Here is a 23953-nt window from a genome sequence, read left to right on the forward strand (position 1 = left end):
GGCGTAAAATCGATTTGATATAGTTAATTTATGGCCAACTTCAAAACCCACCTCATCGGCGCCACCTTAGTCAGCGGCGCGGCGACAACGGCAGCACTGAGCGTCGGCCTGACCCCCTTTAGCCAAACTCCCTTTCTTTTCGGCTTAGGGGTAGCCGGGGGGCTAATGCCCGACCTCGACGCCGACAACTCCACCCCCATTCGGTTGGCCTTCACCGCGCTCGGTCTGATCGGCGCCTTTGGCGCGGTATTCTACGCTTTAGGTCGGGGGCAGTTCAGCATCGCCGAACTGTTCCTCCTAGGGCTTGGCGCCTTCCTCGCGATCCGCTTCGGCATCCTGGAGCTGTTTTTGCGTCTGACCGAACATCGCGGGGTGTTCCATTCGCTGCTGGCGGTTTTGTGTTTTACCCTAGCGACGGCCAGCGCCTCTTACCACCTGGCCGGTTCTAACTCGACGCTGGCCTGGTTGCACGGTTTGTTGCTTGGCTTGGGGTATCTTACGCATCTGATACTTGACGAGCTGTTCAGCGTCGATCTCAAGGGTCGCACGCTAAAGCGCTCTTTCGGCACCGCGCTCAAACCTATAGATTTTAAAAACTTAAAGGCTTCCCTGCTGATGGGCTTAGTGACCGTCGGGCTAGCCGCCACCCTCCCCGAGCCTGCGTTGCTCGCAAAGCCCGCCCACGCCAGGCACCTGTACGCGGCTTTCAAAGCGCGCCTGTGGCCTCAAGGCTCCTGGTTTGCGGGGCTTTGGCCCAAGGTCCCATCAATCGATCGCTAGTACCAGCTTGCCAAGCGGCGCTTGCGTCTCAAGATGGCGCTGGGCCTCGGCGGCGGCCGCGAGGGGATAGACTTTGGCGACTTCGACTTTGAGCTTGCCCTGGTCAAACCACAGCGCCGCCTGCTCCAAAATCTCGCCTTGGTGCCGCTGCCACTTGGGAAGCTCCAAAAGCACGGGGGTAAGCATCATCTCTAGAGCGATCTTGAGGTTGTGCACCCGCGCCGGCGTCCAATCGAAGTCTTGAGGCGGCTGGAGGATCGTGACCACTTCTCCGTAAACTCGGGTGCACGCACAGCACTGGGCAAAGACTTGCCCTCCCACCGTATCGAAGGCCACCTCCACCCCACTGCCGCCGGTCCAGGCCAAAACTTCCGCCGCCACGTCCTGGTCGCGGTAGCGGATGGTCCAATCGGCCCCCAGGCGGCGCGCCAAGGCTTCTTTTTCCGGCGTGCTGATCGTCGTGGCCACCTCGGCGCCGGCCAGTTTCGCCAACTGGATGGCGATGTGCCCTACCCCACCGGCGCCGGCCTGGATCAGCACTTTCATCCCGGGCTTGAGCTGGACGCGATCGTATAAGGATTCCCAGGCCGTAAGCAACACTAACGGCACCGCCGCCGCTTGGATAAAGTCCAGCGATTCCGGCTTCTTGGCCAGCAAAGCCTCGTCGACCGCCGCGTACTCGGCATAAGTCCCCTGCCGGCCGTTGAATCCAGGCTGGCAAAAGTACACCGCATCGCCCACCCGAAACCGGCTCACTGCTTCGCCGACCTCGACGACGACGCCGGCGCCATCGCAACCCAAAATGGCTGGCAAAGTCACCGGAAACCGGTCAAGATCGCGGCGCATTTTGTAGTCGATGGGGTTGATTCCCGCCGCCTTGAGCTTGACCAAAACTTGATTGGGTTTGGGCTTGGGGTCGTCCACCGTCTCAAGGCGCAAGACGTCCGCTCCCCCAGAGTGCCGTGCCACGATCGCTTTCATTTTCCCTCCTTCCAAACCTTCGCTACGAAATCCGCTCCTCGTCCGTCCACGTTCACCAAACCGCCGACCCCTCCTCGATGCAAACGCTGCGCCCGCACCAAGATGGGCCACAGCCCATCGCCCAGCTCGTAAGCCGACCATTCCTCGAGATCGATCCACCGGGCCTCGAGCGCGTCGTCACCGGCTTTGGGTAGAGGCGGATCGAGATGGTCCAAAAAACCCAAAAAATCCACGATCAAATAATGGAAACCGTCCAGCCGCCTTTCCACCACCGCGACGATCGGCCCCAGTCGCACCCCGCAGATCCCAGTCTCTTCGCGCAATTCCCGGTGCACCGCCTGCAGCAAAGATTCCCCTGCCTCCAGCCGCCCTCCGGGAGGATGCCATAGGCCTTCGGCGGGCGGGCGGCCGCGGCGCACCAGCAGCACCCGTCCGCGCCGGTCGAAGACCAACACGCTCACTCCCACCGCCGGCGGCGCGCTCATTCCCGTCGATAACCGTATAACCAGCGCGCGGTGCGGCGGCCGACGTTGCGCGCCGAGTGCACCGCGCCTTTAGGGATGAACAGCTCTTCGCCGGGCTTGGGGCGATAGACTTGCCCCTCCACTTCGAACTCCATCTCCCCTTCCACCACCAAGACCAGTTCGTCCACCGCGTGGACGAAATTCTCCCAGCGCCGGCCCGGCGGGTCCACCCACAGGTCGCAGCTGAACCCGCGTGCCTGCCAATCGCGCGCAATCTCTTCCAAGCGGGCGTCGGTCAACACCTTAATTCCTCCTTAAAATCCAGGTACCGCCAGCGAACGGCCGTTGTGCTTGGGCCCAAGCTCGAGAATGAACGGCGCAGCGGCCTTGGCCCACACGCTCGGATCGGGATACTGACGCGCGTGGACGCCAAAGCAACTGTCCAGCATCGCGGTGTGGACGATCCCGGGATTGAGCGCCACCGCTGCCATTCCTGGCGGAAGCTCTTGGGCCAAGGCTTGGGTTAAGCCTTCGATCGCCCATTTGGTCGCACAATACGGGGCGACCTCCGGCGAAGTCGAGCGCCCCCAGCCGGAACTGAAATTGACGACCACCCCAGTTTGGCGCCTGAGCATCGCCGGCAGGAAATACTTGAGGACGTAGAAGACCCCTTTGAGGTTGACGTCGACGACCGCAGAAAACTCTTCCACCGGGACCTCCCACAACGGCGCGTTGGCGTTGATCAGGGCAGCGTTGTTGAGGAGCAAATCGGGGCACTCGCCCGCCTCGAGCAGCTCCTTTGCCCACGCGGCCACTGCCTTCGGATCGGCCACGTCCACCACGGCAAACTTGCCCTGCGGCCAGCGCCCTTGCAGCTCTTCCAGGGCCCTGCGATTGCGCCCACAGCCCAAGACGCGATGGCCCAAGCTAAAAAGCTCCTCAGCCAAGGCGCGCCCCAACCCTTTGCTGACGCCGGTAATCAGCACGGTCTTGCTTGCTGCCATAGTTTGTCATCCCCCGATCGTTTAGAATCGGTTAATATTGCCGCCAATTGCTATCCCGATTTAAGCCCTTATGCCCATTTCCCCTCGAGTCGCCTGGGCGCTGTACGATTTTGCCAACTCGGCCTTCGCCACCACGGTCATGGCCGGATTCTTCCCGCTGTTTTTTAAACAATACTGGCACCAAGGCGACCCGAGCGCAAGCACCTTTGCGCTGGGGGTGGTCAACGCCGCCTCCAGCGCTCTGATCATGATCTTGGCCCCGCTGCTTGGCGCCATCGCCGATCAGGGGCGGCTGCATAAGGCGCTTTTGTTCGGTTTTTCCCTGCTCGGCATCGCCGCGACGTTTGGCCTGGCCCCCTTAGGTCCAGGGCTGGCGACGGCGGCTTTGATCCTCTACGGGTTTGGGCTGATCGGCTTTTCCGGCGCCAATATTTTCTACGACTCGCTCTTGGTGGAAGTAGCCAAGCCCCAAGACTACGAGCGCGTCTCCAGCTTGGGATTTGCCTTGGGCTATTTGGGCGGCGGCTTGTTGTTCGCCGGCAACGTAGGGACGGTTTTAAACCCGGCGCTTTTGGGCTTGGCTTCGCCGGAACAGGCTATTCGCTTATCTTTTGCCAGCGTGGCGACTTGGTGGCTGGTGTTTTCCGTGCCGCTTTGCCTCTATGTTCCCCAAAAGCCTATAGCCAAACCCAGCTTGAGTTTGGTGCGGCAAGGCTGGCGCCAATGCGTTGCCACTTTAAGTCACCTTCGCGCCCATCGCCCGGCGTTTTTGTTCCTCATCGCCTACTGGTTGTATATCGACGGGGTGGACACCATCGTCCGCATGGCGGTCGATTACGGCCTAAATCTAGGTCTTGCCTGGAAAGATCTGATCTTGGCGCTGCTTCTGGTCCAGTTTATCGGCTTTCCGGCGGCGATCTTGTTTGGCCGACTGGGAGAGAGCATTGGCGCAAAACGCGCCATTTTTCTCGGGCTGTGGGTCTATATCGGCGTGACCGTGTTTGCCGCCGGCCTCTCTAGCACCGCCGAGTTTTACGTTTTGGCGGGGCTGATCGGGCTGGTGCAAGGAGGAGTTCAGGCGCTAAGCCGCAGCCTATACGCGCATTTGATCCCCAAAGCTTGCGCCGCGGAGTTCTTTGGCTTTTACAACATGTTGGGCAAATTCGCCGCGGTCCTTGGGCCATTTCTGGTGGGTGCCACCGGCTTGCTATTCCAAGACCCGCGCGCAGGGATCTTGAGCGTTTTGGTTTTGTTTATCCTCGGAGCGGGGCTTTTACATCAAGTGCCGGCGCGCTAAATTAGGCAAGTTTTTAATTTTAGGAGGTTTGTATGGCAGAACCGCGTAAACTCGGCTGGGGAATTTTGGGCGCGGCGCGGATGGCGGCCACCATGCTGCCTTCGCTGCTCCAGGCAAAAAACGCCAAATTGGTCGCCGTCGCCAGCCGCCGGCCAGGGGCGGCGGCAGAGCTTGTGGCCCAATCGGCTCCCCACCTGAGCGGCGTCAAAACCTTCGATCATCCCGAGCAACTTCTCCAGGACCCGGAGGTGGAAGCGATCTATCTGCCCATGGCCAACGAGGAGCACGCTGCCTGGGCGCTCGCCGGTGTGAAACACCAAAAACACGTCCTGGTGGAAAAACCGCTGGCCTTAAGCGAGACCGACGTCCAAGCGATCCGGCAAGCCGCTCAAGCTAAGCGCGTCAAAGTCATGGAAGGCTTCATGTACCGCTTTCACCCCCAGCACGAACGGGTGCAAGAGATCCTCCGCTCCGGGACAATCGGTGAACTGCGCACAGTGCGCACCTGCTTTTCTTTTCTCATGACCCCCCAGCGCTTGTACCGCATCTCGCGCCCCATCGAACAGGGCGGTGGGGCGCTGTGGGACATCGGCTGTTACGCCGTCCACACCGCGCGCATGTTTTTCCCCCATCCCCCGAAAGCCGTGCTCGCTCTAGCCAAGTTCAACGCGCACGGCGCTGACGTAAGCGCCTGTGGCGCCTTGGATTTTGGCGATGGGCGCTATGCCCTGTTTGACTTTAGCTATGAGCGCGCCCGCCGCGCTGAATACGAGCTTATCGGCACCTTGGGGGGGGTCAAATGCCACAACGTCTGGGCCAAACCGGGCGAGGTTCCGATAATTTCGTGGTGGACTGAGAAAGGCGAACGCCGTGAAGAACAACTACCGCCCGCGGACCACTTTCGCCTGGAAATCGAACACTTCTCGCACTGCGTGCTCAACGACCTAGAACCGGCGTTAAGCTTGGAAGACGCTCAAATCAATTGCCGCGTGCTCGAGAGGACGCTCCAGGCGATCCGGGAAAAGCGCTCGATCAGCTTAGAAACTTGATTGGTCGGGACGGCGGGATTTGAACCCACGACCCCCACCACCCCAAGGTGGTGCGCTACCAGGCTGCGCTACGCCCCGACGACGGTAAAATTATACTATAAATCAATCCGCTGCCAACGGCTTAGGCTTTTTGGCGTTCGTTTCCTCGATTCGGTTTTTGAGCTTTTGCCCCGCGCGGAACGTTACGACGCGCCGCGCAGTCACTGGAACTTCCTCCCCGGTCTTGGGATTGCGGCCAGGGCGCTCGCGTTTTTCGCGTAGATCAAAGCTCCCAAATCCCGACAGTTTGACCGTTTTGCCTTGCTCTAAAGCGTGTTTGATCTCTTCGAAAAACAGATCGACCAAGGCTTTGCCGTCTTTGCGGTTTAAGCCGATGTCCACAAACAGCTTTTCGACGAGGTCGGCCTTGGTCAGCGTCATGATTCGCCCCGGAGTCTAGCCTGAAACCGGTCTGCCAAACGATCTAAAATCCGCGCTACCATTTCATCGACCTCTGCGTCGGTCAAGGTTCGATCAGGACGCTGGAAGACGATCCTCAGCCCGAGGCTTTTTTCTCCTTCAGCCAGCCCCTGGCCCTGCCAAACGTCGAACAACCCCACCTCCGTCCAAAGCCCCGGAAGCGCGTTTGCGACCGCATCCAAAACCTCCTGCGCTTTGATCTCTTCGCGCACGATCACCGCCAGATCGCGGCGAACGGCAGGGTATTTGGACAAAGGCCTAAACGCCGGGATCCTTTTTTCCTCTACGACCGCTTGCGACAATTCGAAGAGGAACACGTCCTGCTCTAGCCCAAGCTCCTGGGCCAAGGCCGGATGGAGCATTCCCAACCAGCCTTGGCAAGTTAAGCTGTGCCGCTCGATGAGCGCCGCCGTCTGCCCCGGATGCAGGGCCGGATGTTCAGCGGCGGCAAAGCGAAAGTCTTGCTCCCTGCCGGTCAAGCGCAACAAGGCTTCCACGTCGGCTTTGAGGTCGTAGAAGTCCATCTTGCGCCGCTCCGCCCACTGTTCGGGAAAGGCCAAGCCGGTGGCCAACCCAGCCAGCCTAGGCTCCTGCCGGATTTGACCGCCTTCTCGCCAAAAGCTCAGACCGACCTCGAACAAGCGCACCCTAGTCTGCTGCCGATTGAGGTTGTAACGGGCCGCCTGCAGCAGCCCAGTCCACAAGGTAGTGCGCATCACCCCCATTTCCTGCGAGAGGGGGTTGAGCAACGCCACCGGCTCAAGATGCGGGGTCAATTTGGCTTGCAGGGCAGGATCTACGAAGCTGTAGGTGATCGCCTCGTAATAGCCCCGGTCCACCAGAGCGTCCTGAACGCGAGTCAGGGCCAAGCGCCCCTCGGGAGAGGGCAGCATTCGGTCCGGCAAAGCAGGGGTGTGGCTAGGCAAGCGATCATAACCGTATACCCGCGCCAGCTCCTCGATCAGATCCGCCTCGATGGCGATATCGAAACGAAAGCTGGGCGGCACCACCTGCCATTCCCCAACGGCCACCGATTCAAGCTGCATCCCCAAGCGACTTAAAATATCTTCGATTTCCGCCGCTTCCAGATTGGCTCCGAGAAGGGACGCCACCCGCTCTTGGCGCAAGCGGATCGGCAAACGCTTAGGAAGGTCATCCTGAGAGGAGACTTCCACGATCGGCCCCGGCTCGCCGCCCGCGATCGCGACCAACAACTGGGTCGCGCGTTCCAACGCTCTAGACGGCAGAGCCGGATCCACCCCGCGCTCAAAACGATAAGCAGCGTCGGTGCTGAGACCGTAGCGGCGCGCGCGTCCGGCGATCGCCTCTGGAGCAAAAAAAGCGCACTCGAGGAACACATCCGTAGTGGTGCCGCCGACCGCCGAGTCTTGCCCTCCCATGATTCCTGCCAAAGCCAGCGGGCGTTCGGCGTCGGCGATCACCAGGCAGTCTGCGGCGAGTTCGATCTCCTGCCCGTTGAGGAGACGAAGCGATTCGCCGGGGCGGGCAAACCGCACCCGGATTTCTCCACGAATGCGCTCAGCGTCGAAGGCATGAAGCGGCTGGCCCAACTCCAAAAGCACGTAATTGGTGACATCCACCACCGCCCCGAGGCTGCGAATCCCGCTGCGGCGCAGGCGTTCCTGCATCCACAACGGGGTGGGCGCGTTGGCGTTTATCCCCACAATCCGCCGGCCAAGATAGCGCGGACAAGCTGTGTAGGCGTCTTTGGCCACGCAGATAGGCAGGCTTGCATCGCACGCTGGCGCCACCGGCTCAACCGCCACTTTCTGCCAAGCGATCCGGTTGAGCAGCGCCACTTCCCGGGCGATCCCCTCCACGCTCAGGCAATCGGCGCGGTTCGGGGTAAGATCCACTTCGATCACCGCATCGTCCAACTTAAGCCAAGCGCGCAGGTCTTCCCCGACCGGCGCCTCCTGCGGCAACTCCCACAAACCCTCGGCGGCCTCAGAAATTCCAAGCTCTTTAGCCGAGCACAACATCCCCAAGGACTCCACCCCTCGCAGCTTGGAGCGCTGGATTTTGAGGCCATTGGGAAGCTCGGCGCCGATCCGCGCCAGGGGGGCCTTGAGGCCGGCGCGCACGTTGGCCGCGCCGCAGACGACTTGCACCTCCTCGGCGCCCACGCGGACCCGACACACCTTGAGTTTGTCAGCGTTGGGATGCGGCAAGACCTCCACCACCTCGGCGACGACCACCCCGGAAAACGGCGGGGCCGCCGGGCTTACGCTGTCCACCTCTAACCCCGCCATGGTCAGCTGCTCGACCAGCCGCTCTGTGGTTACAGGGGGATTGACGTGTTCTCTAAGCCAAGCTTCGCTAAAGCGCATCAGTGAAATTGCGCCAAAAAGCGCAGATCGTTCTCGAAGAACAGGCGCAGGTCGTCGATGCCGTACCTCAACATGGCCAGCCGTTCGACCCCAAGCCCAAAGGCAAAGCCGGTAAAGCGCTCCGGATCGATGCCAACGGCCTGAAACACCTTGGGATGGATCATCCCGCAGCCCATCACTTCCAGCCAGCCGCTTTGGCCGCAGACCCGACAGCCCGCCCCGGAGCAGAGGACGCAACTGATGTCTACCTCCGCGGAAGGTTCGGTGAACGGAAAGTACGAGGGCCTAAAGCGCACCCTCACGTCCTGCTCGAAAAAGGCGCGCAGAAACTGATCCAATACCCCGCGCAGATCGGCAAAGCGGATCCCCCGATCGACCAGGAAGCCTTCCACCTGATGGAACATCGGCGTGTGCGTAAGATCCGAGTCGCAGCGGTATACCCGCCCGGGAGCGATGACCTTAAAAGGCGGCCGGCCTTGCTCCATCACCCGGATCTGCACCGGCGAGGTATGGGTGCGCAGCAGAGTTTCTTGGTCAATGTAAAAGGTATCGTGCATCGCCCGCGCCGGATGCTGGGCAGGGATATTGAGGGCCGCAAAATTGTGGTAATCGTCCTCGATCTCCGGGCCTTGAGCGACCTGAAAGCCGCAGCTTGCAAAAAGCTGCTCGATCCGGCGCAAGGTCAACGTGACGGGATGCAAGCCACCCACCCCTTGACCTCGCCCCGGCAAGGTCACATCCAGCGCCTCGGCCTGCAAGCGCGCTTCCAGTTCAGCCCGCGCCAGCGCGCCGCGGCGGGCCTCTAACAGACGTTGGAATATTTGGCGCGCTTCGTTGAGGACTTTACCCGCCGCTTTGCGCTCTTCCGGCGGCAGCCGTCCGAGCTCGCTTAGGCGTTGGGTAAACAATCCCTTCTTGCCCAGATAGCGCACTCGGATCTGATCCAGCGCAGACAAGCTCCGGGCTTCGGCTAATTCGCGCTCGGCTTGCTTCAACCAATCCGCAACCGGCTCGGACACCTAACTTAACCTTGGGCAAGGCGCGCAAGCTGCGCAAAAGCTTCTTTGTCGCGCACCGCCAGATCAGCCAGCACCTTGCGGTCGATGGCGATAGCCGCGCGCTTAAGACCACCGATCAAACGGCTGTAAGACAGGCCATGCTCGCGCGCCGCCGCATTGATTCGCGCGATCCAGAGAGCGCGAAACTCGCGCTTGCGCTGCTTGCGGTCGCGATACGCGTACTGACCCGCTTTGATGACCGCCTGCTTGGCGACTCGGAATACCCGGCTGCGTGCGCCGTAGTACCCCTTAGCGGCTTTCAGGATTTTTTTATGGCGACGGCGCGCTACAACTCCGCGTTTGACTCTCGGCATAGGTTCCTCTTTTCCCAGTTAAGCATAAGGCAAAAGCCGCCGGGCCGCCGGCACATCGGACGGGCTTAAGTAAGCGGTATGGCGCAGGTGGCGCTTCCGTTTAGTGGACTTCTTGGTCAAGATGTGGTTGCGGTAAGCGGAACGGTGTTTAAACCGCCCCGAGGCGGTTTTGGCGAACCGCTTGGCCGCCCCCCGGTTGGTTTTCAGCTTTGGCATCGCACGCTCCTTTAAATTCAAACTTATTTTTTCTTTGGGGCCAGCACCATCACGAGCTGCCTTCCCTCCATCTTGGGATGCTGCTCGACCACTGCATGCTCGCTCAAGTCTTTTTCAATGCGCTCGAGCAGTTCCATTCCCAACTCTGCGTGAGCTACCTCCCGGCCTCGAAAACGCACTGTCACTTTGGCTTTGTCGCCGTCTTCGAGAAAGCGGATAAGACTTTTCAGCTTGATCTGATAGTCGCTCTCCCCGGTGCCCGGACGCAGCTTAATTTCTTTGACCTGGATTTGTTTTTGCTTTTTCTTGGCCGCTTGCAGCTTTTTACTCTGCTCGAAGCGGAACTTGCCGTAATCCATCACTCGGCACACCGGCGGTTCCGCCTGGGGGGCGATCTCCACCAGGTCAAGACCGGCTTGTTCGGCGATCTGCAAGGCTTCGGCCAGCGATACTATGCCGATCTGCTCGCCGTTCGCGCCGATCAGCCGCACCCTTGGCGCTTTGATTTCCTCATTGCGCCTAACTTCAGTTTTCGCAGCGATATTGGGATCTCCTCAAAGACTATCGAACATCGAACTAAACCGCAGCGCGCCTGGCGGCTACCTGCTCCTCAAACCAAGCCGGCAAATCGTCCAGAGCCATCGAACCCAAGTTTTCGCCCTGTTGGGTTCGCACCGTCACCTGGCGCGCGGCCATTTCCTTATCTCCGACGATTAAAAGATAAGGCACGCGCTGCATGGAATGCTCGCGGATTTTATAGCCGATCTTGGCGTTTCTCAAGTCCGCCTCCACCCGAAAGCCGCGCGCGGTCAGAGTGCGCTGCACTTCCTCGGCGTAATCGCGCTGAGGATCGGTGATGTTGAGCACCACCGCTTGGACCGGCGCCAGCCACAAAGGCAGCCGACCTGCGTAGTGTTCGAGCAAAATCCCGATGAAGCGCTCCAGCGACCCCAAGATCGCGCGGTGCAGCATAACCGGAGTTTTGCGCGAACCGTCCTCGGCCACATAAGTCGCCTCCAAGCGCTCGGGCATCGAGAAATCGACCTGGATGGTGCCAAGCTGCCAGACCCGCCCTAGGCAGTCCTTTAAGGCGAACTCGATCTTGGGTCCATAAAAAGCCCCTTCTCCCGGTTGCAGCTCAAAGGCCAACCCTTTGCGCACGAGCGCTTCCTCCAGCGCCTTTTCGGCCTTGTCCCAGATCTCGTCGCTGCCCACCCGGTTCTCTGGGCGGGTGGAGAGCTTGATCTGGACTTCGTCGAAACCGAAGTCGCGGTAGACCTCGAACAAAAGATCGATGAAGGCAGCCACTTCGTCCTGGACTTGGTCCTCGGTGCAGAAGATGTGGGCGTCGTCCTGGACGAAGCCGCGCACTCTAAGTAGCCCGTGTAAGGTTCCCGAAGGCTCGTTGCGATGGCACGAACCGAATTCCGCCAGGCGCAGCGGCAGATCGCGGTAGCTCTTTAGGCCTTGATTGTAGATTTGGACGTGGCAGGGACAATTCATCGGCTTGATCGCGTATTCGCGGTTTTCCGCCTGGGTGGTAAAAATCAAATTGCCGAACTTGTCCCAATGGCCAGATTTTTCCCACAGACTGCGGTCCACTACGATCGGCGTCCTGACCTCCTGATAGCCGTGCTCGCAAAGCTTTTGCCGGATATACTGCTCGATGGTCTGATAAATGCGCCAACCTTTGGGGTGCCAGAAGACCATCCCTGGGGCTTCTTCCTGCAGGTGAAACAAATCCAGCTGCTTGCCCAGACGGCGGTGATCGCGCTTTTCGGCTTCCTCTAAGCGGTGCAGGTAAGCTTTAAGCTGGTCCTGATCGGCCCAGGCAGTGCCGTAGATACGCTGCAGCATCTCGTTGCGCGCATCGCCTTTCCAATACGCGCCGGCCACTTTGGTAAGCTTGAACGCCTTGAGCCTGCCGGTGTCGGGCACGTGCGGACCGCGGCACAGGTCAGTGAAATCGCCCTGGGTATAAAGGGAGATTTCCTCGCCTTCCGGAATCTCCTCGATGATCTTGGCCTTGTATTCTTCCCCTTGCTGTCGAAAGAATTCGATCGCCTCCTGCCTGGAAACGACCCTGCGCTCGATCGGCAAAGCCGCCTTGGCCAATTCCTGCATCTTCTGCTCGATTTTTTCGAGGTCTTCGGTGGTGAAAGGCCGCTCGAAGGCAAAATCGTAATAGAAGCCGTCCTCGATCACTGGGCCGATGGTCACTTGAGCTTTGGGATAGAGCGCCTTGACCGCCTGCGCCAGAAGATGCGCGCTGGAATGGCGGATCACTTCCAGACCTTCCGGATCCTGAGGCGTGATGACCTGGACTTGAGCGTCTTTTTCGATGAGGAAGCTCAGATCCACGAGCTTTCCATCCACCTTGGCGGCCAGCGCCGCTTTGGCGAGCTTAGGGCCCACCGCTTCGGCGACCTCTTTGGCCGTCACCGGGCGATCAAAACAGAGCTGTTTGCCGTCTGGCAGCGTGATCTTGGGCATAAATCAAAACAAAAAGCACCGCTTTCAGGCGATGCTTTTAAGCTAACTTTGGTAGGCGCGATTGGACTCGAACCAACGACCCCCACCATGTCAAGGTGGTGCTCTGACCAACTGAGCTACGCGCCTTAAAGGTTTTTAATTATAAAGCAAAAAAGCCCGCTGTAAAGCCTTCAGGTTCCAAGTTGCCTGTGCCAAGGCCGGGGCCTGGGCCGCTTGCGTACGAGCGAAGCCCCCACGCAGAAAATCAAAGAAATCAGGGAAAACTCCAGCAGCAGAAACGTTCCAACCTTCATCCACGCAAAAACGGGGTGCACGAAACGCACGAGCCAGCCGGCCGCCTCGTTGGCCACCGCGCTTAAAAAACTCAATCCCCCCAAACTCACCTTGAGCCAGACCGGAAGCTCGGTCATGAGCAAAAGATGCACCAAAGTCAAAACCAACATCCCTTGGGCGAACAGGTGAAAATGGCTGACCTCGAGCAAGCTCTCGTAGGAGCGCGGCGGTCTAAATTCTTGTTCTGACCCCAGGTAATAGGAAACCACCGAAGCCGGAGTCAAATCCATATGATGGAAATACATCAGCGCCGAACTGACGGCGAATAAACCTAAGTAACCCAAAAACAGCAGGATGCACGCGTTCAAGAGCGCCTTGCGGTAATGCTCGCCGCTGACGAAAAAGCGCATCACTTCCCTCCCGCAATGGCGACCCGGTAGATCGCCAAAACCTTGCGCACGCTGTCGGTGGCAGCCTGGGCGCTCAAAGTCGCCCCGCTCACCCCGTCCACGCCGCCGCCCAAACGCATCTCTTCAAGCGGCACTTCCAGCAAGCGCGCAAACCACTTAGGTGGCGGCTGGTATTCGGGCGGTTCGTGAAAGGCGAGCACCTCTATGTGGCGCAACCTGCCTGTAGCGTCCAAGACGATCAGCAAGGTCTCAGGTTTGGTGCGCACGGTGTGGGTTTCTATGGCGGCGTAGCCCAAGATCTGACCTTTGCGTTTGCCAACGTAAAACGTATATAGGCTGGAATCCAAGCTGACGTGGGCCAACTGTTCGATCGCCGCCTTCTGCGCCGCGCTCAGAAACAAAGGCTGCATCTCCACGACCGCCCCCTTGCCGAAAGCCAGTTCCATCGCCTCCTGCTTGCTGTAATAAACCGCAGCTAGGCTCCCGGCCGAAAACCAAACCGGGAGCAACCAAAGCCAAAGCTTTTTAGCCAATCTTTCCCCTTAGAAAATGAACCCAAGGCCTAAGTTGAACTCGTCGGCCAGATCCCCCCGATCGGCGTCGATGTTGCGGTAGTCCGCCTTGATCACCACGTTGGGAATCGGCTTGTAGTTCACCCCAAACTGCCACAAGGAGCGGTCAAGCTTGCCGTTTTTCTTGAAGCCGCTGGCCACCTCGGCCTGTGTGTCCCAACGCTCGTAGCGGAAGAACGGGGCCAAATACTGGGTCGAGTCTGGCCAAAACCAAGGCAGGATATTATAGCCAAGCTCGGTGTACCAGCCGAACTGCTCCCGGCCGACGGCTTCCCCCGCTGCACGGCTGACTTTGCCGGCGTCGCCGATGTGGCTCCAGGCCCCAAGGGCTCGGAATTCAAGGCCGCGGTAGTGCCATTGCAGGTGTCCCTCGTACAGTTGGGTAAAAACCTCAGCGCCTTGGATCTCGCCCTGGCCGGAGTCGCCCAGATAGGCCGAGGCTCCGACGGTGAGCCCGGGAAGCTGGGGAACTGCGTAATCCAGCCGCCCCACCCAGGCGAGATTCTCCGCCTTGGCCTTGCTTCCCGCCTGGCGGCCCTCGCGGATGCCGGTATCCTCAAACCCCAGAGCGTTCAGCCCATTGACCGCATAGGTGGTATACGTCAGCCCAGGCAGCAGTTCGCCGAACAGTCCCACCCCGACCTCACGCCAGGTGGTTGGGATGATGCGCCTTTCCACTTCCGGCCGCCGGTTGCCGAAGAAGAACGGCGGTTCGTGGATAAGGTTGATAAATCCCACCGGCATCAGCACCAGCCCAGCCCGGACGTTGACCTTGGGATCGATGAAAAAGTCCAGCGCGGCGAATTCGACCGAGACTTCGCCTTTTTCTTCCGAACCCTCGCCGGTGGTGGCGTGCTCGAACTCGATCTCGCTGTTAAACAGAATCCGATCGCTGAACTTGTAACCTGTATACAACACCACGCGTTCCAAATCGGCCTGATCCCGCCCTCCGTTTTGATCGTCGGTCAAGACCGTATAGAGCGCGTTGCCGTAGCCGCCGATCGACAACCCGCGACCGACTTGATACACCTTGGAGGCTGCCGGCCCTAAGCCGTACATGCTCTTGTATTTGGGCTCTTCGGGAATCACCAGCAGCGTCCGCATCTTTTCCAGCTCCTTAGCGAGGATGGAAGTCTGGCGTTTGAGCTCCTGCACCTCGCCCGCTTCCTCGGCGGGCTTTGCCTCAGTGGTCTGCACCCGGGTTTCTTCCTGGCGCTCCTTGGCTTCGAGCTTGGCCTTGAGCTCCCGAATTTCCCTTTGCTGCTGCTGGACGATCCGCCAGAGTTCCTCTGTGCTCGGCATCTTGTCGGCTGCCTTGGAGGACGCTGGAACTACCAAAGCCATCGCGGCCAAGAGGGGTTTCAATCGAAATATCGGTTGCATCAAAATCCTCCCTTACAAGTTTAGAAATACAAGGGATGATTTTAAGATAAATAATAATTGTTTTCAATAAAATTGGATTCTATATTCTCCCTCCGCATAGCCACTCAAGCCGCCGGCAAGCATCGTAAAGATGCTCTCTCCAATGCAACACGTAGCCTGTACGCCAAAGCACCAAAGCAGAAGCAAGGTCGCCTTCCGCATCGTAAAGATTCAAACCGCGCCTGAGCTCAAAATACAGATCGGTAAAATCGTCCGCCAAACTGCCGGTAAAATCGCTCGGATCATCGCGCCGATCCCCAGGCAAGGGATACTCGTCCCATTTCCCCAAAAATGCCTTAAGCCGGCAAAACATGGCAAAGCGCCATTCCAAATCGGGCAATGCAAAAAAACCAGGCGCTATGTCCAGATCTAGCCACTGCATGCCCGCCTCGATCTGCGGCAGCAAATGATTCATTTCCTTTAGCCACGCCTCTGGTCGATAGCTTTCCAAGTAGTCGATCATCAGACAAAAGGCCCGAATCGCCGCAATCAGTCTGGTATAATCCTTCTTCACGCTTTGGCGGCCATCCCTTTTTATTCGACTTACGTGGAAGTTTAGACCATTCAAGCGGCTTCTGCTTTTAAGTCCTGCCCTAGACCATGCCTTTTCCTATCCCCGTATTGACGATCTCGGGCCACGATCCTACCGGAGGCGCAGGGATTCAAGCCGATATCGAGGCCATCTTGAGCCACGGCGGCCATCCGCTGAGCCTGATCAGCTGCCTAACCGCGCAGGACACGCGCGATGTCAAAGAAATTTTTCCCCAAGCGGCAAACGCCTTGGCCGAGCAACTTCAGGTGCTGCTCGACGACATTCCCGTACGCGCGGTCAAGCTTGGGCTTTTGGGTACGGTGGAGATCGTCCAAACAGTGGCCTCGGCGCTGCGCCGATACCGACCGGAAATCGTGGTGCTCGATCCGGTACTGAGCGCTGGGGGAGGCAAACCTTTGGCCGACGACCTGCTGATCCAAGCTCTACGCGAGGAACTCTTGCCCCTCACTACGGTCTTGACGCCCAACCGCTTGGAAGCCCAGCGTTTGACCGGCCAAACGCAAACCGACGCCTGCGCCGAAGCGCTGCTTCAGAGCGGATGCAAAGCGGTTTTGATCACCGGCGGCGATGAACCTACGCCGTTGATTTACAATACGTTGTATCACAACGGCGGGCGCAAGACCTTCACTTGGGAAAGGCTCCCCCACGGCGCGCACGGTTCGGGGTGCACTTTAGCTTCCGCCCTGACCGCTTTGCTCGCCCGAGGTCTGCCGCTAGAGGAAGCCGCGCGCAAGGCGCAGCAATACACCTGGAACGCGATCAAGCACGGATTCAAACTCGGACACGGGCAATCGCTTCCCAGACGTTGGTTCTGGAGTTGACATGGTTCACCCTTTCCCGCGCCGTGGTCTCTACGCGATCACCCCAGATTGCGAGGATTTTGCAAGGCTTTTGACCCAGGTCGAGGCCGTCCTGACAGGCGGCGCCAAAGCCGTTCAGCTGCGCGACAAACAGCGCCGCCTGAACCAGACTCAGGCCGCGCAGCTTGTAAAACTCTGCCACGCTTACCAAGTCCCGCTCATCGTCAACGACGATCTTGCTTTGGCCGAGCGCATCGGCGCCGACGGCGTGCACCTTGGGCGCGAGGATACAGACGCCTGCCAAGCGCGCAATCGGCTCGGTCCCGATGCCATCGTCGGGGTCTCCTGTTACGCGGACTTAAGCCGAGCGGTCTGTGCCGCACAAGCTGGCGCCACGTACGTGGCGTTTGGCGCGTTTTTCCCGTCGGCGACTAAACCGAACGCCTCGCCTGCGCCCATTGAGCTGCTCTCAGCCGCTAAGAAAGTTCTCGCCTGCCCTATCGTTGCCATCGGCGGTATTACCCCGGAAAACGGCGCTTGCTTGCTGGCTGCAGGTGCGGACTTACTCGCCGCCATCTCCGGGGTCTTTGGCCACCCGGACCCTGAGCAAGCTGCTCGCCGCTACGCTGACTTGTTTTAAGCCGGAGCCTGTTCTTGGGCTATGTCTACCTGCCAGAGCTTTTCCAGTTGGTAGAAGCTTCTAGTTTCAGGCAACATCACGTGAACGATGACGTCGCCTGCATCTACCAGCACCCAATCCCGGGAGTGTTCCCCTTCCACCCCCAGCGGTTTGAACTTATGTTCGGCCAACTTCTCCACGACTTTGTCGGCCAGCGCCCGGACGTGGCGTTCGGAAGTTCCGGAGGCAACCACCATGTAATCGGTGATCGAGGTCTTGCCCCGCACATCGAGCACGCTCACTTCCTTCGCTTTGAGATCCTCCAAAGCATCCAATACCCACTGCAGCAACTGCTGTGTTTCGACCATAGCACCTATTTTTCGACGGATTGGGGCAACTGATAATAGCCTTCTTGGCGGATCAAAGCCAACACGCTCTCTGGCAACAGATACTTAGGGTCGCGCCCGATGGCCAGACAGCGGCGGATGAAACTCGAAGAGATCTCGAGCTGAATCACCGGCTGAAAATAGAGGTTTCCCGCCGGCTGGCAGCGCAACACTTGCTTTTCCCTCACCTGGCGACCCTGCATCCATTCCGCAGGCCAACGCAGCGCGTAACCCGGGCGCGTCATCACGATCACGTGCGCTAACTCAAAGATTTGCTGCCACCGATGCCACGTAGTTAAGCCTAAAAAAGCGTCCATTCCGAGTATCAGGCACAATGGTATTTGGCCAAGCTCTTGGCGCAGCGACTTTAAAGTATCCACCATGTATGAGGGACCCGGGCGCTTAAGCTCCCGCGTATCGAGCACGAACTCCGGCGGGGCGTCCGCCAGCGCTGCCTCGAGCATGCGCCGCCTCGCCTCGGGCGAAGCCAAAGGCGGAGCGCGGTGAGGCGGCTGCCGGGCGGGAATAAAACGCACCGCCTCCAACCCCAAAGCTTCCTTAACTTCGAGCGCGGTGCGCAGGTGACCGTAGTGGATCGGGTCGAAGGTGCCGCCTAAGATGCCGATCACGTGCGGACGTGCCCGTCTCCTAGGACGATAAACTTCTGCGTGGTCAACCCTTCCAGCCCGACCGGGCCGCGGGCGTGCAGCTTGTCGGTCGAGATCCCGATCTCCGCCCCAAGACCGTATTCAAAACCATCGGCAAAGCGGGTGGAAGCGTTGACCATGACCGAACTAGAGTCCACTTCGCGCAGGAAACGACGAGCGCGGGTAAAATCCTCGGTGACGATCGCGTCGGTATGCCCAGAACCGTAGCGCTGGATGTGTTCGATCGCTTCGTCCAATCCCGAAACCACGCGGATGGCCAAGATCGGCGCCAGGTACTCGGTATACCAGTCGGCTTCGGTGGCTTCCAAACAATCGGGAAGGATCGCTCGAGTCTTAGCGCAGCCGCGCAGTTCCACCCCCGCCTCGCGGTATTTTGCCGCCAAAGGCGGCAGCACCTGCGCTGCGATACCCTCGGCCACCAACAGCGTCTCCATCGCGTTGCAGACCCCAAAGCGCTGCGCTTTGGCGTTGAACGCGATTGCGATGGCCTTAGTTAAATCGGCGCGGTCATCGATGTAAACGTGGCAATTGCCGTCTAAGTGTTTGATCACCGGGATTTTAGATTCGGCCACGATCCGCTCGATCAACCCTTTTCCCCCGCGCGGGATGATCACGTCTAGGTAACGATCCAGCTTAATAAGCTCGGCAACCGCCGCGCGATCGGCGGTTGCGACTACCTGCACCGCGGTCTCGGGCAACCCCGCCTGCGCCAAGCCCTGGCGGATGCACGCGGCCAATGCCTGATTGGAACAAAGCGCCTCGGAGCCACCGCGCAAGATGCAGGCGTTGCCGGCCTTCAAGCACAGTCCGGCGGCATCCACGGTCACGTTGGGGCGCGATTCATAGATGATGCCGATCACGCCTAGAGGAACCCGCATTCTGCCGACTTGAATCCCGGAAGGCCGGTAGTTTAAATCGCTCACCTGTCCGACCGGATCGGGCAAAGCGGCGATTTGCCGCAGGCCTTCGGCCATGGCGTCGATTCTGGGATCGGTCAACTCCAGCCGATCCAACAGAGCCGGGCTCAAACCCTGTTCACGCCCCAAGGCCAAGTCTTTGGCGTTTTCGCGCTTGATCTGCTCGCGTTCGGACTCGATGGCCGCCGCTATCGCAATAAGCGCCCGATTCTTCGCAGCTGTCGTTGCCCGACCCATTTCGCGCGCAGCGAGCCGGGCCTGATGGCCTAAAGTCTCTACATATCGACGAAGATCTTGCATGGTTGGATCACTCACTTAAGTTCAAATAAACCGATTCTGCCGTTGCCAAAGCCAAACACAGATCTCTAAGCAAACCCCAGGCGTCGCCGACGGCTTGTCCCTTGATGACCGCATCGATCTCAACGGCAGCGCGTATCGCCGCATGCAAGGCAGCGCGTTTGAGCCGCCTTAAGGCGTGCTCGACCGCAACTTTACGCCGGTCCCAGAGGCGCTGCCGCTTTAAGCTTTCTACCACTGGAATCCCTAGGCGCTGCTCTTCCAGCAATTGCAGCAAGCGCCGCAGCTCGCCGGTAATAGCCCATAATACCACGGCCGGGGCCACGCCTTCTGCGCGCAACCCGGCCAGAATGCGATCGGTGCGCTCCACCTGGCCCATGAGCCAAGCCTCGGTTAAATCGAACACGTTAAAGCGAGCGCTGTCGGCCACCGCTTCAAACAGCCTCTGGGCGTCGATGCGCGTTCGACCATAAAGCACGTAGAGTTTGTCGATTTCCTGCGCCGCCGCGAGGAGATTGCCCTCGGTACGCGCAGCCAGAAAATGCAGCGCCTCGCGCTCCAGGTCAAGCCCTTTGGATCGGGCCCGATCCGCTAAAAAGTCTAAAAACTCCTGCCCGCGCAAAGGACGCACTTGCACCGCTACTCCGAGCGCTTCCAACCGAACAAACCAGGGAGCTTTTTGGACCGCGGCCGGCAAATTCTCCAACCGCAACAAGAGCACCGTGGCCTCAGGCGGGGACTCGGCATAACGAAAGAGCACCTTGGCCCCTTCGGGGCTGACCTTGCCGTCCGGCACCCACACCTCGAGCAGGCGCCGCTCTGAAAACAGCCCCACGGCGTCGATGTCTGCGGCCAGCAGGCTCCAATCGAATCCCGGCAGCACGGTATAGATCCGACGCTCGGTAAACCCATGCGCGCGGCAGACACGGCGAATAAGATCGGCCGCCTCGGTCAACTGGAGTGGCTCCTCCCCATAAAGCAAATACACCGGAGCCAGGTCGGCGAGCTGCCCGGCCAGGCGATCGAAGCCGACCCTCATGCCCTACCCCTCCAGCACGTGGCGCAGGCGCCGCAGCAAAGCTTGCGCCGCCTCCTGACGCATTTCTTCCCAAATCACCCCTTCCTCTACCGCTTTGCCGAGCACATCCAGCTGAGGATTTAAGTAAACCCGGTGGACGGCCATGGGTTCTCTAGGAATCAGCACCTTGCCGTCGGGAGCGCGCGCTTCAAAGCGCAGCCTCAAGACCAACTCAAACTCGACCGCCTTGCCGTTCTGATCCAACGACAGCACGCGCCGGTCCTCCTGAAGGTCGGACACAATCAGAACACTGCCGGCAAGTTTGGGGTCGCTCACCAGCTCGCCCTGGGACAAAGCCAAAATCGCCCTAAGGTCACTGGCGAACGGGTGGTTCAAAGGTATCCCAAGCAGCGCGATCACCTGTTTCTCCGGCGGCAGCTCCAGCGCGCCGCGCAGGTGAAATCCACACCCCTGTAGCAACCCCAAGACCAAAATCAAGACCAGGCGCATCGACACCCATCCCACTCGCTTTGACCAAGCAAGTATAATAGCGCTTTTTACTGCGATCGACCCGCACTGTGGTGGCTATGAGCTTTCAGGAGTTGATCTTGGCCTTGCAAACGTATTGGGCGAGGCAAGGCTGCGCCTTGCTCCAACCCATGGACATGGAAGTTGGGGCCGGCACTTTCCATCCCGGCACCTTCCTGCGCGCGATCGGCCCCGAACCTTGGCGCACCGCTTACGTTCAGCCCTCGCGCCGCCCTACCGACGGCCGTTATGGGGAAAACCCCAACCGTCTCCAGCATTACTACCAGTTCCAGGTGTTGCTCAAACCTTCGCCGCTGGAAATCCAGGATCTTTACCTGGACTCCTTGCGCTTTCTAGGTCTGGACTTACTCGAGCACGACGTGCGGTTCGTAGAAGACAACTGGGAGTCCCCGACCCTAGGGGCTTGGGGATTGGGCTGGGAAGTCTGGCTAGACGGGATGGAGATTACTCAATTTACTTATTTCCAGCAGGTAGGCGGGCTCGATTGCCGGCCAGTTTCCGGCGAAATCACCTACGGTTTGGAACGGATCGCCATGGTCCTGCAGAACAAGGAAAGCGTCTTTGACTTGGTCTGGACGCAAAATGGGGACCAGATCGTCACCTATGGCGACGTGTTCCACCAGAACGAAGTGGAGATGTCGGCCTACAATTTTGAACACGCCGACGTCGAATTTCTGCGCCAAAGCTTTGAAGCCTATGCGCGCGAATGCCAAAAGCTTCTGGCCTTAAATCTCCCTTTGCCTGCTTACGACCAGGTGCTCAAGGCCTCCCACGCATTCAATTTATTGGACGCCCGCGGCGCCTTCTCGGTCACCGAGCGCCAGCGCACTATTTTAAGGGTACGCGAACTGGCCAAAGGCGTGGCCAAGTGTTACTTCGAACGCCGTCAGGCGCTCGGCTTCCCGCTGTTAGCCAAAAAGGAAAGTTGATGGCGATGCGCGATTTACTGTTTGAACTGGGCACCGAGGAACTCCCCCCCACGCAGCTTCGCCCGCTGATGCATGCGTTGCGGGAAGAAGTCCAGTCCCGCCTGCGCCAGGCCAGCCTCGAATTTGCTTCGATTCAGGCTTACGCCACGCCCCGCCGGCTGGCGCTGATCGTCCACGATTTGGCCGCGCGCCAACCCGACCGCGTCGTCGAACGGCGTGGCCCTGCGCTCAAGGCGGCCTTCGACGCCCAAGGCCGGCCGACGATGGCGGCGCTGAAGTTCGCCCAAAGCTGCGGGGTGGCGGTGGAAGCGCTCGATATCCTGCGCAATGCGCAAGGCGAGTGGCTGCTGTGCCGGCAAACCGTACCCGGCGCGGCGGTAGCCGAAATCGTCCCCGAACTCCTGCGCCAAGCCCTTGCGGCCCTGCCTATGGCCAAAAGGATGCGCTGGGGCGAGGGCGAAGACGAATTCCTGCGCCCGGTTCACTGGGCAGTCCTGATGTTCGGCAACGAGGTCATAAACGCTAAGTTCTTTGGCGTTTCCACCTCCAACCGCACCTTCGGCCATCGTTTCCACTGCCCCGAGCCGCTCGTCCTTGCTAACCCAGACCACTATGCGCAACTCCTACACAGCAAAGGCTTCGTGATCGCCGATTTCGACGAGCGCCGCCGCCACATCGACCAACAAGTCTCGAAGCTGGCTGCAGCCGCCGGCGGCTGCGCCGTCCTCGAGGAGGATTTGCTCGACGAGGTCACCGCTTTGGTGGAGTGGCCGGTAGGGCTGCTTGGGGCCTTTGATGCGCGCTTTCTGGCTTTACCTAAGGAAGTGCTAATCACCGTGATGCAATCCCACCAGCGCTACTTCCCGGTAGTGGGAGCGGACGGCAAGCTCAAACCCTGTTTCATCGCCATCGCCAATCTGGACAGCAAACGGCCTGAAGTCGTCCGCGCCGGCAACGAACGGGTCATCCGTCCGCGCCTTGCCGACGCGGAATTCTTTTGGCATCAGGACCTCAAAATCCCTCTTGAAAACCGCCTGGCCAAACTGGCCGGCCAAATCTTTCAGCAAAAGCTCGGCACGCTGCTGGATAAAACCCAACGGCTGGAGCAGCTGGCGGCGATGTTAGCCGAACAATTGGCAGCCGATGTAAACAAGGCCAAGCGCGCCGCCAGGCTTTCCAAGACCGATCTAGCCACCGCGATGGTAGGGGAGTTCCCGGAGCTCCAGGGCATCATGGGTTACCACTACGCCCTGGCCCAAGGAGAAGACCCCGAAGTGGCCGCAGCCCTAGACGAACAGTATCGCCCCCGCAAGGCGTCGGCCCCTCTGCCGGAGACGGTGACCGGTCAAATCCTCGCCTTGGTGGATAAACTCGACACGCTGGTGGGAATCTTCAGCCTTGGCCTTATTCCAACGGGGACCAAGGACCCTTACGCCTTACGTCGGGCGGCGCTTGGAATCCTCCGCATCGTCCTAGAAAAGCGTCTGGACTTGGACCTTAACGCTTTGGCTCTCCAAGCGGCAGACCTTTACCCACACGAATTCGATCGGGGAAAAACGGTATCGGCCGTTTACCGGTTCATCCTCGAGCGGCTCAAAGGCTATTTGCTCGAGCTTGGCGTCGCCCCCGATGAATTCGAAGCGGTAGCCGCGCTCTCGCCTTCCAATCTGCTCGACTTCTGCTCCCGGATCGAGGCGGTCCACGCTTTTCGCCGCCTTCCCCAAGCCGAAAGCTTGACCGCAGCCAACAAGCGCATCCGCAATATTCTGCGGCAAAGCAAGGCCCAGGAGTTTGGCCCAGTCCGCCAAGACCTGCTGGAGGCGCCTGAAGAACAGGCTTTGTATCAAGCCGTCGCCGAGGCCGAAAAGGAGCTTAACAGCCTGCTAGCCACGCGCGACTACGTCGCCGCGCTGACGCGGCTGGCTAAGCTCAAGCAAACCATTGATGACTTCTTCGATCGCGTGCTGGTGATGGCGGAAGACGCCGAGCTGCGCCAAAACCGGCTGAACCTTCTGGCCAAAACTTTAGGCTTGTTCCTCAAGATCGCTGACATTTCCTGCCTGCAGAGGTAAAG

At 59.6% G+C, this 23953-nt stretch carries 27 protein-coding genes and 2 tRNA genes; 7 read left to right on the plus strand and 22 right to left on the minus strand.

What is annotated here, in order from left to right:
* Positions 1-30 precede the first annotated feature (30 nt).
* The gene (locus ACYQ3M_RS06315; protein ID WP_460035219.1) at positions 31-780 is read left to right on the plus strand and encodes a metal-dependent hydrolase; all 750 of its coding nucleotides are present in this window, start codon (positions 31-33) and stop codon (positions 778-780) included.
* On the opposite strand, the gene ACYQ3M_RS06320 is transcribed toward ACYQ3M_RS06315, so the two are convergent.
* Genes ACYQ3M_RS06320 through ACYQ3M_RS06335 form a run of 4 tightly spaced genes read right to left on the minus strand, consistent with a single transcriptional unit; the run spans position 766 to position 3229 of the window.
* Positions 766-1761 (minus strand): zinc-binding dehydrogenase, encoded by a 996-nt coding sequence (locus ACYQ3M_RS06320; RefSeq protein WP_460035220.1) that lies wholly within the window; start codon positions 1759-1761, stop codon positions 766-768. The two genes, ACYQ3M_RS06315 and ACYQ3M_RS06320, sit on opposite strands and share 15 nt — an antisense overlap.
* Positions 1758-2246: an NUDIX domain-containing protein gene (locus ACYQ3M_RS06325; protein WP_460035221.1), complete on the minus strand. Its 489-nt coding sequence runs from the start codon at positions 2244-2246 to the stop codon at positions 1758-1760. The genes ACYQ3M_RS06320 and ACYQ3M_RS06325 overlap by 4 nt, the downstream gene beginning before the upstream one ends.
* Positions 2243-2527: a cupin domain-containing protein gene (locus ACYQ3M_RS06330; protein WP_460035222.1), complete on the minus strand. Its 285-nt coding sequence runs from the start codon at positions 2525-2527 to the stop codon at positions 2243-2245. Before ACYQ3M_RS06330 ends, ACYQ3M_RS06325 begins: the two co-directional genes overlap by 4 nt.
* 12 nt (positions 2528-2539) lie before the next feature.
* Complete coding sequence (locus tag ACYQ3M_RS06335; protein ID WP_460035223.1) at positions 2540-3229, minus strand: SDR family oxidoreductase; 690 nt, start codon at positions 3227-3229, stop codon at positions 2540-2542.
* 70 nt (positions 3230-3299) lie between these two features.
* Between ACYQ3M_RS06335 and ACYQ3M_RS06340 the strand changes: the two genes are divergently transcribed.
* Together ACYQ3M_RS06340 and ACYQ3M_RS06345 are read left to right on the plus strand one after the other, a co-directional pair.
* Positions 3300-4526 carry an MFS transporter gene (locus ACYQ3M_RS06340; RefSeq protein ID WP_460035224.1) on the plus strand — a complete coding sequence of 409 codons (1227 nt, stop codon included), beginning with the start codon at positions 3300-3302 and terminating at the stop codon, positions 4524-4526.
* A 32-nt stretch (positions 4527-4558) separates the two neighbouring features.
* Positions 4559-5575, plus strand: a complete 1017-nt coding sequence (locus ACYQ3M_RS06345; RefSeq protein ID WP_460035225.1) for a Gfo/Idh/MocA family protein — start codon at positions 4559-4561, stop codon at positions 5573-5575.
* Between the two features lies 1 nt (position 5576).
* On the opposite strand, the gene ACYQ3M_RS06350 is transcribed toward ACYQ3M_RS06345, so the two are convergent.
* From ACYQ3M_RS06350 to ACYQ3M_RS06410, 13 genes are all read right to left on the minus strand, one after another.
* Positions 5577-5653: transfer RNA gene (locus ACYQ3M_RS06350), tRNA-Pro, on the minus strand.
* A gap of 24 nt (positions 5654-5677) precedes the next feature.
* Positions 5678-5995 carry an integration host factor subunit alpha gene (locus ACYQ3M_RS06355; protein WP_460035226.1) on the minus strand — a complete coding sequence of 106 codons (318 nt, stop codon included), beginning with the start codon at positions 5993-5995 and terminating at the stop codon, positions 5678-5680.
* Positions 5992-8385, minus strand: a complete 2394-nt coding sequence (gene pheT / locus ACYQ3M_RS06360) for a phenylalanine--tRNA ligase subunit beta (RefSeq protein ID WP_460035227.1) — start codon at positions 8383-8385, stop codon at positions 5992-5994. Before pheT ends, ACYQ3M_RS06355 begins: the two co-directional genes overlap by 4 nt.
* Entirely contained in the window at positions 8385-9404 is a 1020-nt protein-coding gene (pheS, locus tag ACYQ3M_RS06365) for a phenylalanine--tRNA ligase subunit alpha (protein WP_460035228.1), read from the minus strand. Before pheS ends, pheT begins: the two co-directional genes overlap by 1 nt.
* A 5-nt stretch (positions 9405-9409) precedes the next feature.
* The gene (rplT, locus tag ACYQ3M_RS06370; protein WP_460035229.1) at positions 9410-9757 is read right to left on the minus strand and encodes a 50S ribosomal protein L20; all 348 of its coding nucleotides are present in this window, start codon (positions 9755-9757) and stop codon (positions 9410-9412) included.
* Between the two features lie 18 nt (positions 9758-9775).
* Positions 9776-9973, minus strand: a complete 198-nt coding sequence (gene rpmI, locus ACYQ3M_RS06375) for a 50S ribosomal protein L35 (protein WP_460035230.1) — start codon at positions 9971-9973, stop codon at positions 9776-9778.
* Positions 9974-9996: 23 nt separating this feature from the next.
* A complete protein-coding gene (infC, locus tag ACYQ3M_RS06380; RefSeq protein ID WP_460035261.1) occupies positions 9997-10515 on the minus strand; it encodes a translation initiation factor IF-3 in 519 nt (172 codons plus the stop codon).
* Positions 10516-10549: 34 nt separating this feature from the next.
* Complete coding sequence (thrS, locus tag ACYQ3M_RS06385) at positions 10550-12466, minus strand: threonine--tRNA ligase (protein ID WP_460035231.1); 1917 nt, start codon at positions 12464-12466, stop codon at positions 10550-10552.
* A gap of 49 nt (positions 12467-12515) precedes the next feature.
* Positions 12516-12592, minus strand: a tRNA-Val gene (locus ACYQ3M_RS06390).
* 44 nt (positions 12593-12636) lie between these two features.
* Entirely contained in the window at positions 12637-13149 is a 513-nt protein-coding gene (locus tag ACYQ3M_RS06395; RefSeq protein WP_460035232.1) for a hypothetical protein, read from the minus strand.
* Entirely contained in the window at positions 13149-13682 is a 534-nt protein-coding gene (locus tag ACYQ3M_RS06400; RefSeq protein WP_460035233.1) for an FMN-binding protein, read from the minus strand. The genes ACYQ3M_RS06395 and ACYQ3M_RS06400 overlap by 1 nt, the downstream gene beginning before the upstream one ends.
* 9 nt (positions 13683-13691) lie before the next feature.
* A complete protein-coding gene (locus ACYQ3M_RS06405; protein WP_460035234.1) occupies positions 13692-15023 on the minus strand; it encodes a hypothetical protein in 1332 nt (443 codons plus the stop codon).
* Positions 15024-15183: 160 nt separating this feature from the next.
* Positions 15184-15657, minus strand: a complete 474-nt coding sequence (locus tag ACYQ3M_RS06410) for a DUF5063 domain-containing protein (RefSeq protein ID WP_460035235.1) — start codon at positions 15655-15657, stop codon at positions 15184-15186.
* Between the two features lie 86 nt (positions 15658-15743).
* Between ACYQ3M_RS06410 and thiD the strand changes: the two genes are divergently transcribed.
* Both thiD and thiE read left to right on the plus strand, forming a co-directional pair.
* The gene (thiD, locus tag ACYQ3M_RS06415; protein ID WP_460035236.1) at positions 15744-16517 is read left to right on the plus strand and encodes a bifunctional hydroxymethylpyrimidine kinase/phosphomethylpyrimidine kinase; all 774 of its coding nucleotides are present in this window, start codon (positions 15744-15746) and stop codon (positions 16515-16517) included.
* 1 nt (position 16518) lies between these two features.
* A complete protein-coding gene (gene thiE / locus ACYQ3M_RS06420; RefSeq protein ID WP_460035237.1) occupies positions 16519-17136 on the plus strand; it encodes a thiamine phosphate synthase in 618 nt (205 codons plus the stop codon).
* Here thiE and rsfS read toward each other — a convergent pair.
* The 5 genes from rsfS to ACYQ3M_RS06445 are packed head-to-tail and all read right to left on the minus strand — an operon-like array spanning position 17133 to position 20911.
* Entirely contained in the window at positions 17133-17483 is a 351-nt protein-coding gene (gene rsfS / locus ACYQ3M_RS06425; RefSeq protein WP_460035238.1) for a ribosome silencing factor, read from the minus strand. The genes thiE and rsfS overlap by 4 nt on opposite strands.
* A 5-nt stretch (positions 17484-17488) precedes the next feature.
* Positions 17489-18130, minus strand: coding sequence for a nicotinate-nucleotide adenylyltransferase (gene nadD, locus ACYQ3M_RS06430; RefSeq protein ID WP_460035239.1), 642 nt, complete (start codon positions 18128-18130; stop codon positions 17489-17491).
* A complete protein-coding gene (locus ACYQ3M_RS06435; protein ID WP_460035240.1) occupies positions 18127-19386 on the minus strand; it encodes a glutamate-5-semialdehyde dehydrogenase in 1260 nt (419 codons plus the stop codon). Before ACYQ3M_RS06435 ends, nadD begins: the two co-directional genes overlap by 4 nt.
* A 7-nt stretch (positions 19387-19393) precedes the next feature.
* The gene (gene holA / locus ACYQ3M_RS06440; RefSeq protein WP_460035241.1) at positions 19394-20422 is read right to left on the minus strand and encodes a DNA polymerase III subunit delta; all 1029 of its coding nucleotides are present in this window, start codon (positions 20420-20422) and stop codon (positions 19394-19396) included.
* A 3-nt stretch (positions 20423-20425) separates the two neighbouring features.
* Positions 20426-20911 carry an LPS-assembly lipoprotein LptE gene (locus ACYQ3M_RS06445; RefSeq protein WP_460035242.1) on the minus strand — a complete coding sequence of 162 codons (486 nt, stop codon included), beginning with the start codon at positions 20909-20911 and terminating at the stop codon, positions 20426-20428.
* A 77-nt stretch (positions 20912-20988) separates the two neighbouring features.
* Here ACYQ3M_RS06445 and glyQ point away from each other — a divergent pair, with 77 nt between their 5' ends.
* Together glyQ and glyS are read left to right on the plus strand one after the other, a co-directional pair.
* A complete protein-coding gene (gene glyQ, locus ACYQ3M_RS06450; RefSeq protein WP_460035243.1) occupies positions 20989-21879 on the plus strand; it encodes a glycine--tRNA ligase subunit alpha in 891 nt (296 codons plus the stop codon).
* Positions 21880-21884: 5 nt separating this feature from the next.
* Entirely contained in the window at positions 21885-23951 is a 2067-nt protein-coding gene (gene glyS, locus ACYQ3M_RS06455) for a glycine--tRNA ligase subunit beta (RefSeq protein WP_460035244.1), read from the plus strand.
* The last annotated feature ends 2 nt before the right edge of the window (positions 23952-23953 follow it).

Source organism: Methylothermus subterraneus, assembly GCF_054656915.1.

Bases quoted from the DNA above. Each gene is read 5' to 3' on its own strand.
- ACYQ3M_RS06315 (WP_460035219.1), top strand. From the start codon at position 31: ATGGCCAACTTCAAAACCCACCTCATCGGCGCCACCTTAGTCAGCGGC.
- ACYQ3M_RS06320 (WP_460035220.1), bottom strand. From the start codon at position 1,761: ATGAAAGCGATCGTGGCACGGCACTCTGGGGGAGCGGACGTCTTGCGC.
- ACYQ3M_RS06325 (WP_460035221.1), bottom strand. From the start codon at position 2,246: ATGAGCGCGCCGCCGGCGGTGGGAGTGAGCGTGTTGGTCTTCGACCGG.
- ACYQ3M_RS06335 (WP_460035223.1), bottom strand. From the start codon at position 3,229: ATGGCAGCAAGCAAGACCGTGCTGATTACCGGCGTCAGCAAAGGGTTG.
- ACYQ3M_RS06340 (WP_460035224.1), top strand. From the start codon at position 3,300: ATGCCCATTTCCCCTCGAGTCGCCTGGGCGCTGTACGATTTTGCCAAC.
- ACYQ3M_RS06345 (WP_460035225.1), top strand. From the start codon at position 4,559: ATGGCAGAACCGCGTAAACTCGGCTGGGGAATTTTGGGCGCGGCGCGG.
- ACYQ3M_RS06355 (WP_460035226.1), bottom strand. From the start codon at position 5,995: ATGACGCTGACCAAGGCCGACCTCGTCGAAAAGCTGTTTGTGGACATC.
- pheT (WP_460035227.1), bottom strand. From the start codon at position 8,385: ATGCGCTTTAGCGAAGCTTGGCTTAGAGAACACGTCAATCCCCCTGTA.
- rplT (WP_460035229.1), bottom strand. From the start codon at position 9,757: ATGCCGAGAGTCAAACGCGGAGTTGTAGCGCGCCGTCGCCATAAAAAA.
- rpmI (WP_460035230.1), bottom strand. From the start codon at position 9,973: ATGCCAAAGCTGAAAACCAACCGGGGGGCGGCCAAGCGGTTCGCCAAA.
- thrS (WP_460035231.1), bottom strand. From the start codon at position 12,466: ATGCCCAAGATCACGCTGCCAGACGGCAAACAGCTCTGTTTTGATCGC.
- ACYQ3M_RS06395 (WP_460035232.1), bottom strand. From the start codon at position 13,149: ATGCGCTTTTTCGTCAGCGGCGAGCATTACCGCAAGGCGCTCTTGAAC.
- ACYQ3M_RS06405 (WP_460035234.1), bottom strand. From the start codon at position 15,023: ATGCCGAGCACAGAGGAACTCTGGCGGATCGTCCAGCAGCAGCAAAGG.
- thiD (WP_460035236.1), top strand. From the start codon at position 15,744: ATGCCTTTTCCTATCCCCGTATTGACGATCTCGGGCCACGATCCTACC.
- thiE (WP_460035237.1), top strand. From the start codon at position 16,519: ATGGTTCACCCTTTCCCGCGCCGTGGTCTCTACGCGATCACCCCAGAT.
- rsfS (WP_460035238.1), bottom strand. From the start codon at position 17,483: ATGGTCGAAACACAGCAGTTGCTGCAGTGGGTATTGGATGCTTTGGAG.
- ACYQ3M_RS06435 (WP_460035240.1), bottom strand. From the start codon at position 19,386: ATGCAAGATCTTCGTCGATATGTAGAGACTTTAGGCCATCAGGCCCGG.
- holA (WP_460035241.1), bottom strand. From the start codon at position 20,422: ATGAGGGTCGGCTTCGATCGCCTGGCCGGGCAGCTCGCCGACCTGGCT.
- ACYQ3M_RS06445 (WP_460035242.1), bottom strand. From the start codon at position 20,911: ATGCGCCTGGTCTTGATTTTGGTCTTGGGGTTGCTACAGGGGTGTGGA.
- glyQ (WP_460035243.1), top strand. From the start codon at position 20,989: ATGAGCTTTCAGGAGTTGATCTTGGCCTTGCAAACGTATTGGGCGAGG.
- glyS (WP_460035244.1), top strand. From the start codon at position 21,885: ATGCGCGATTTACTGTTTGAACTGGGCACCGAGGAACTCCCCCCCACG.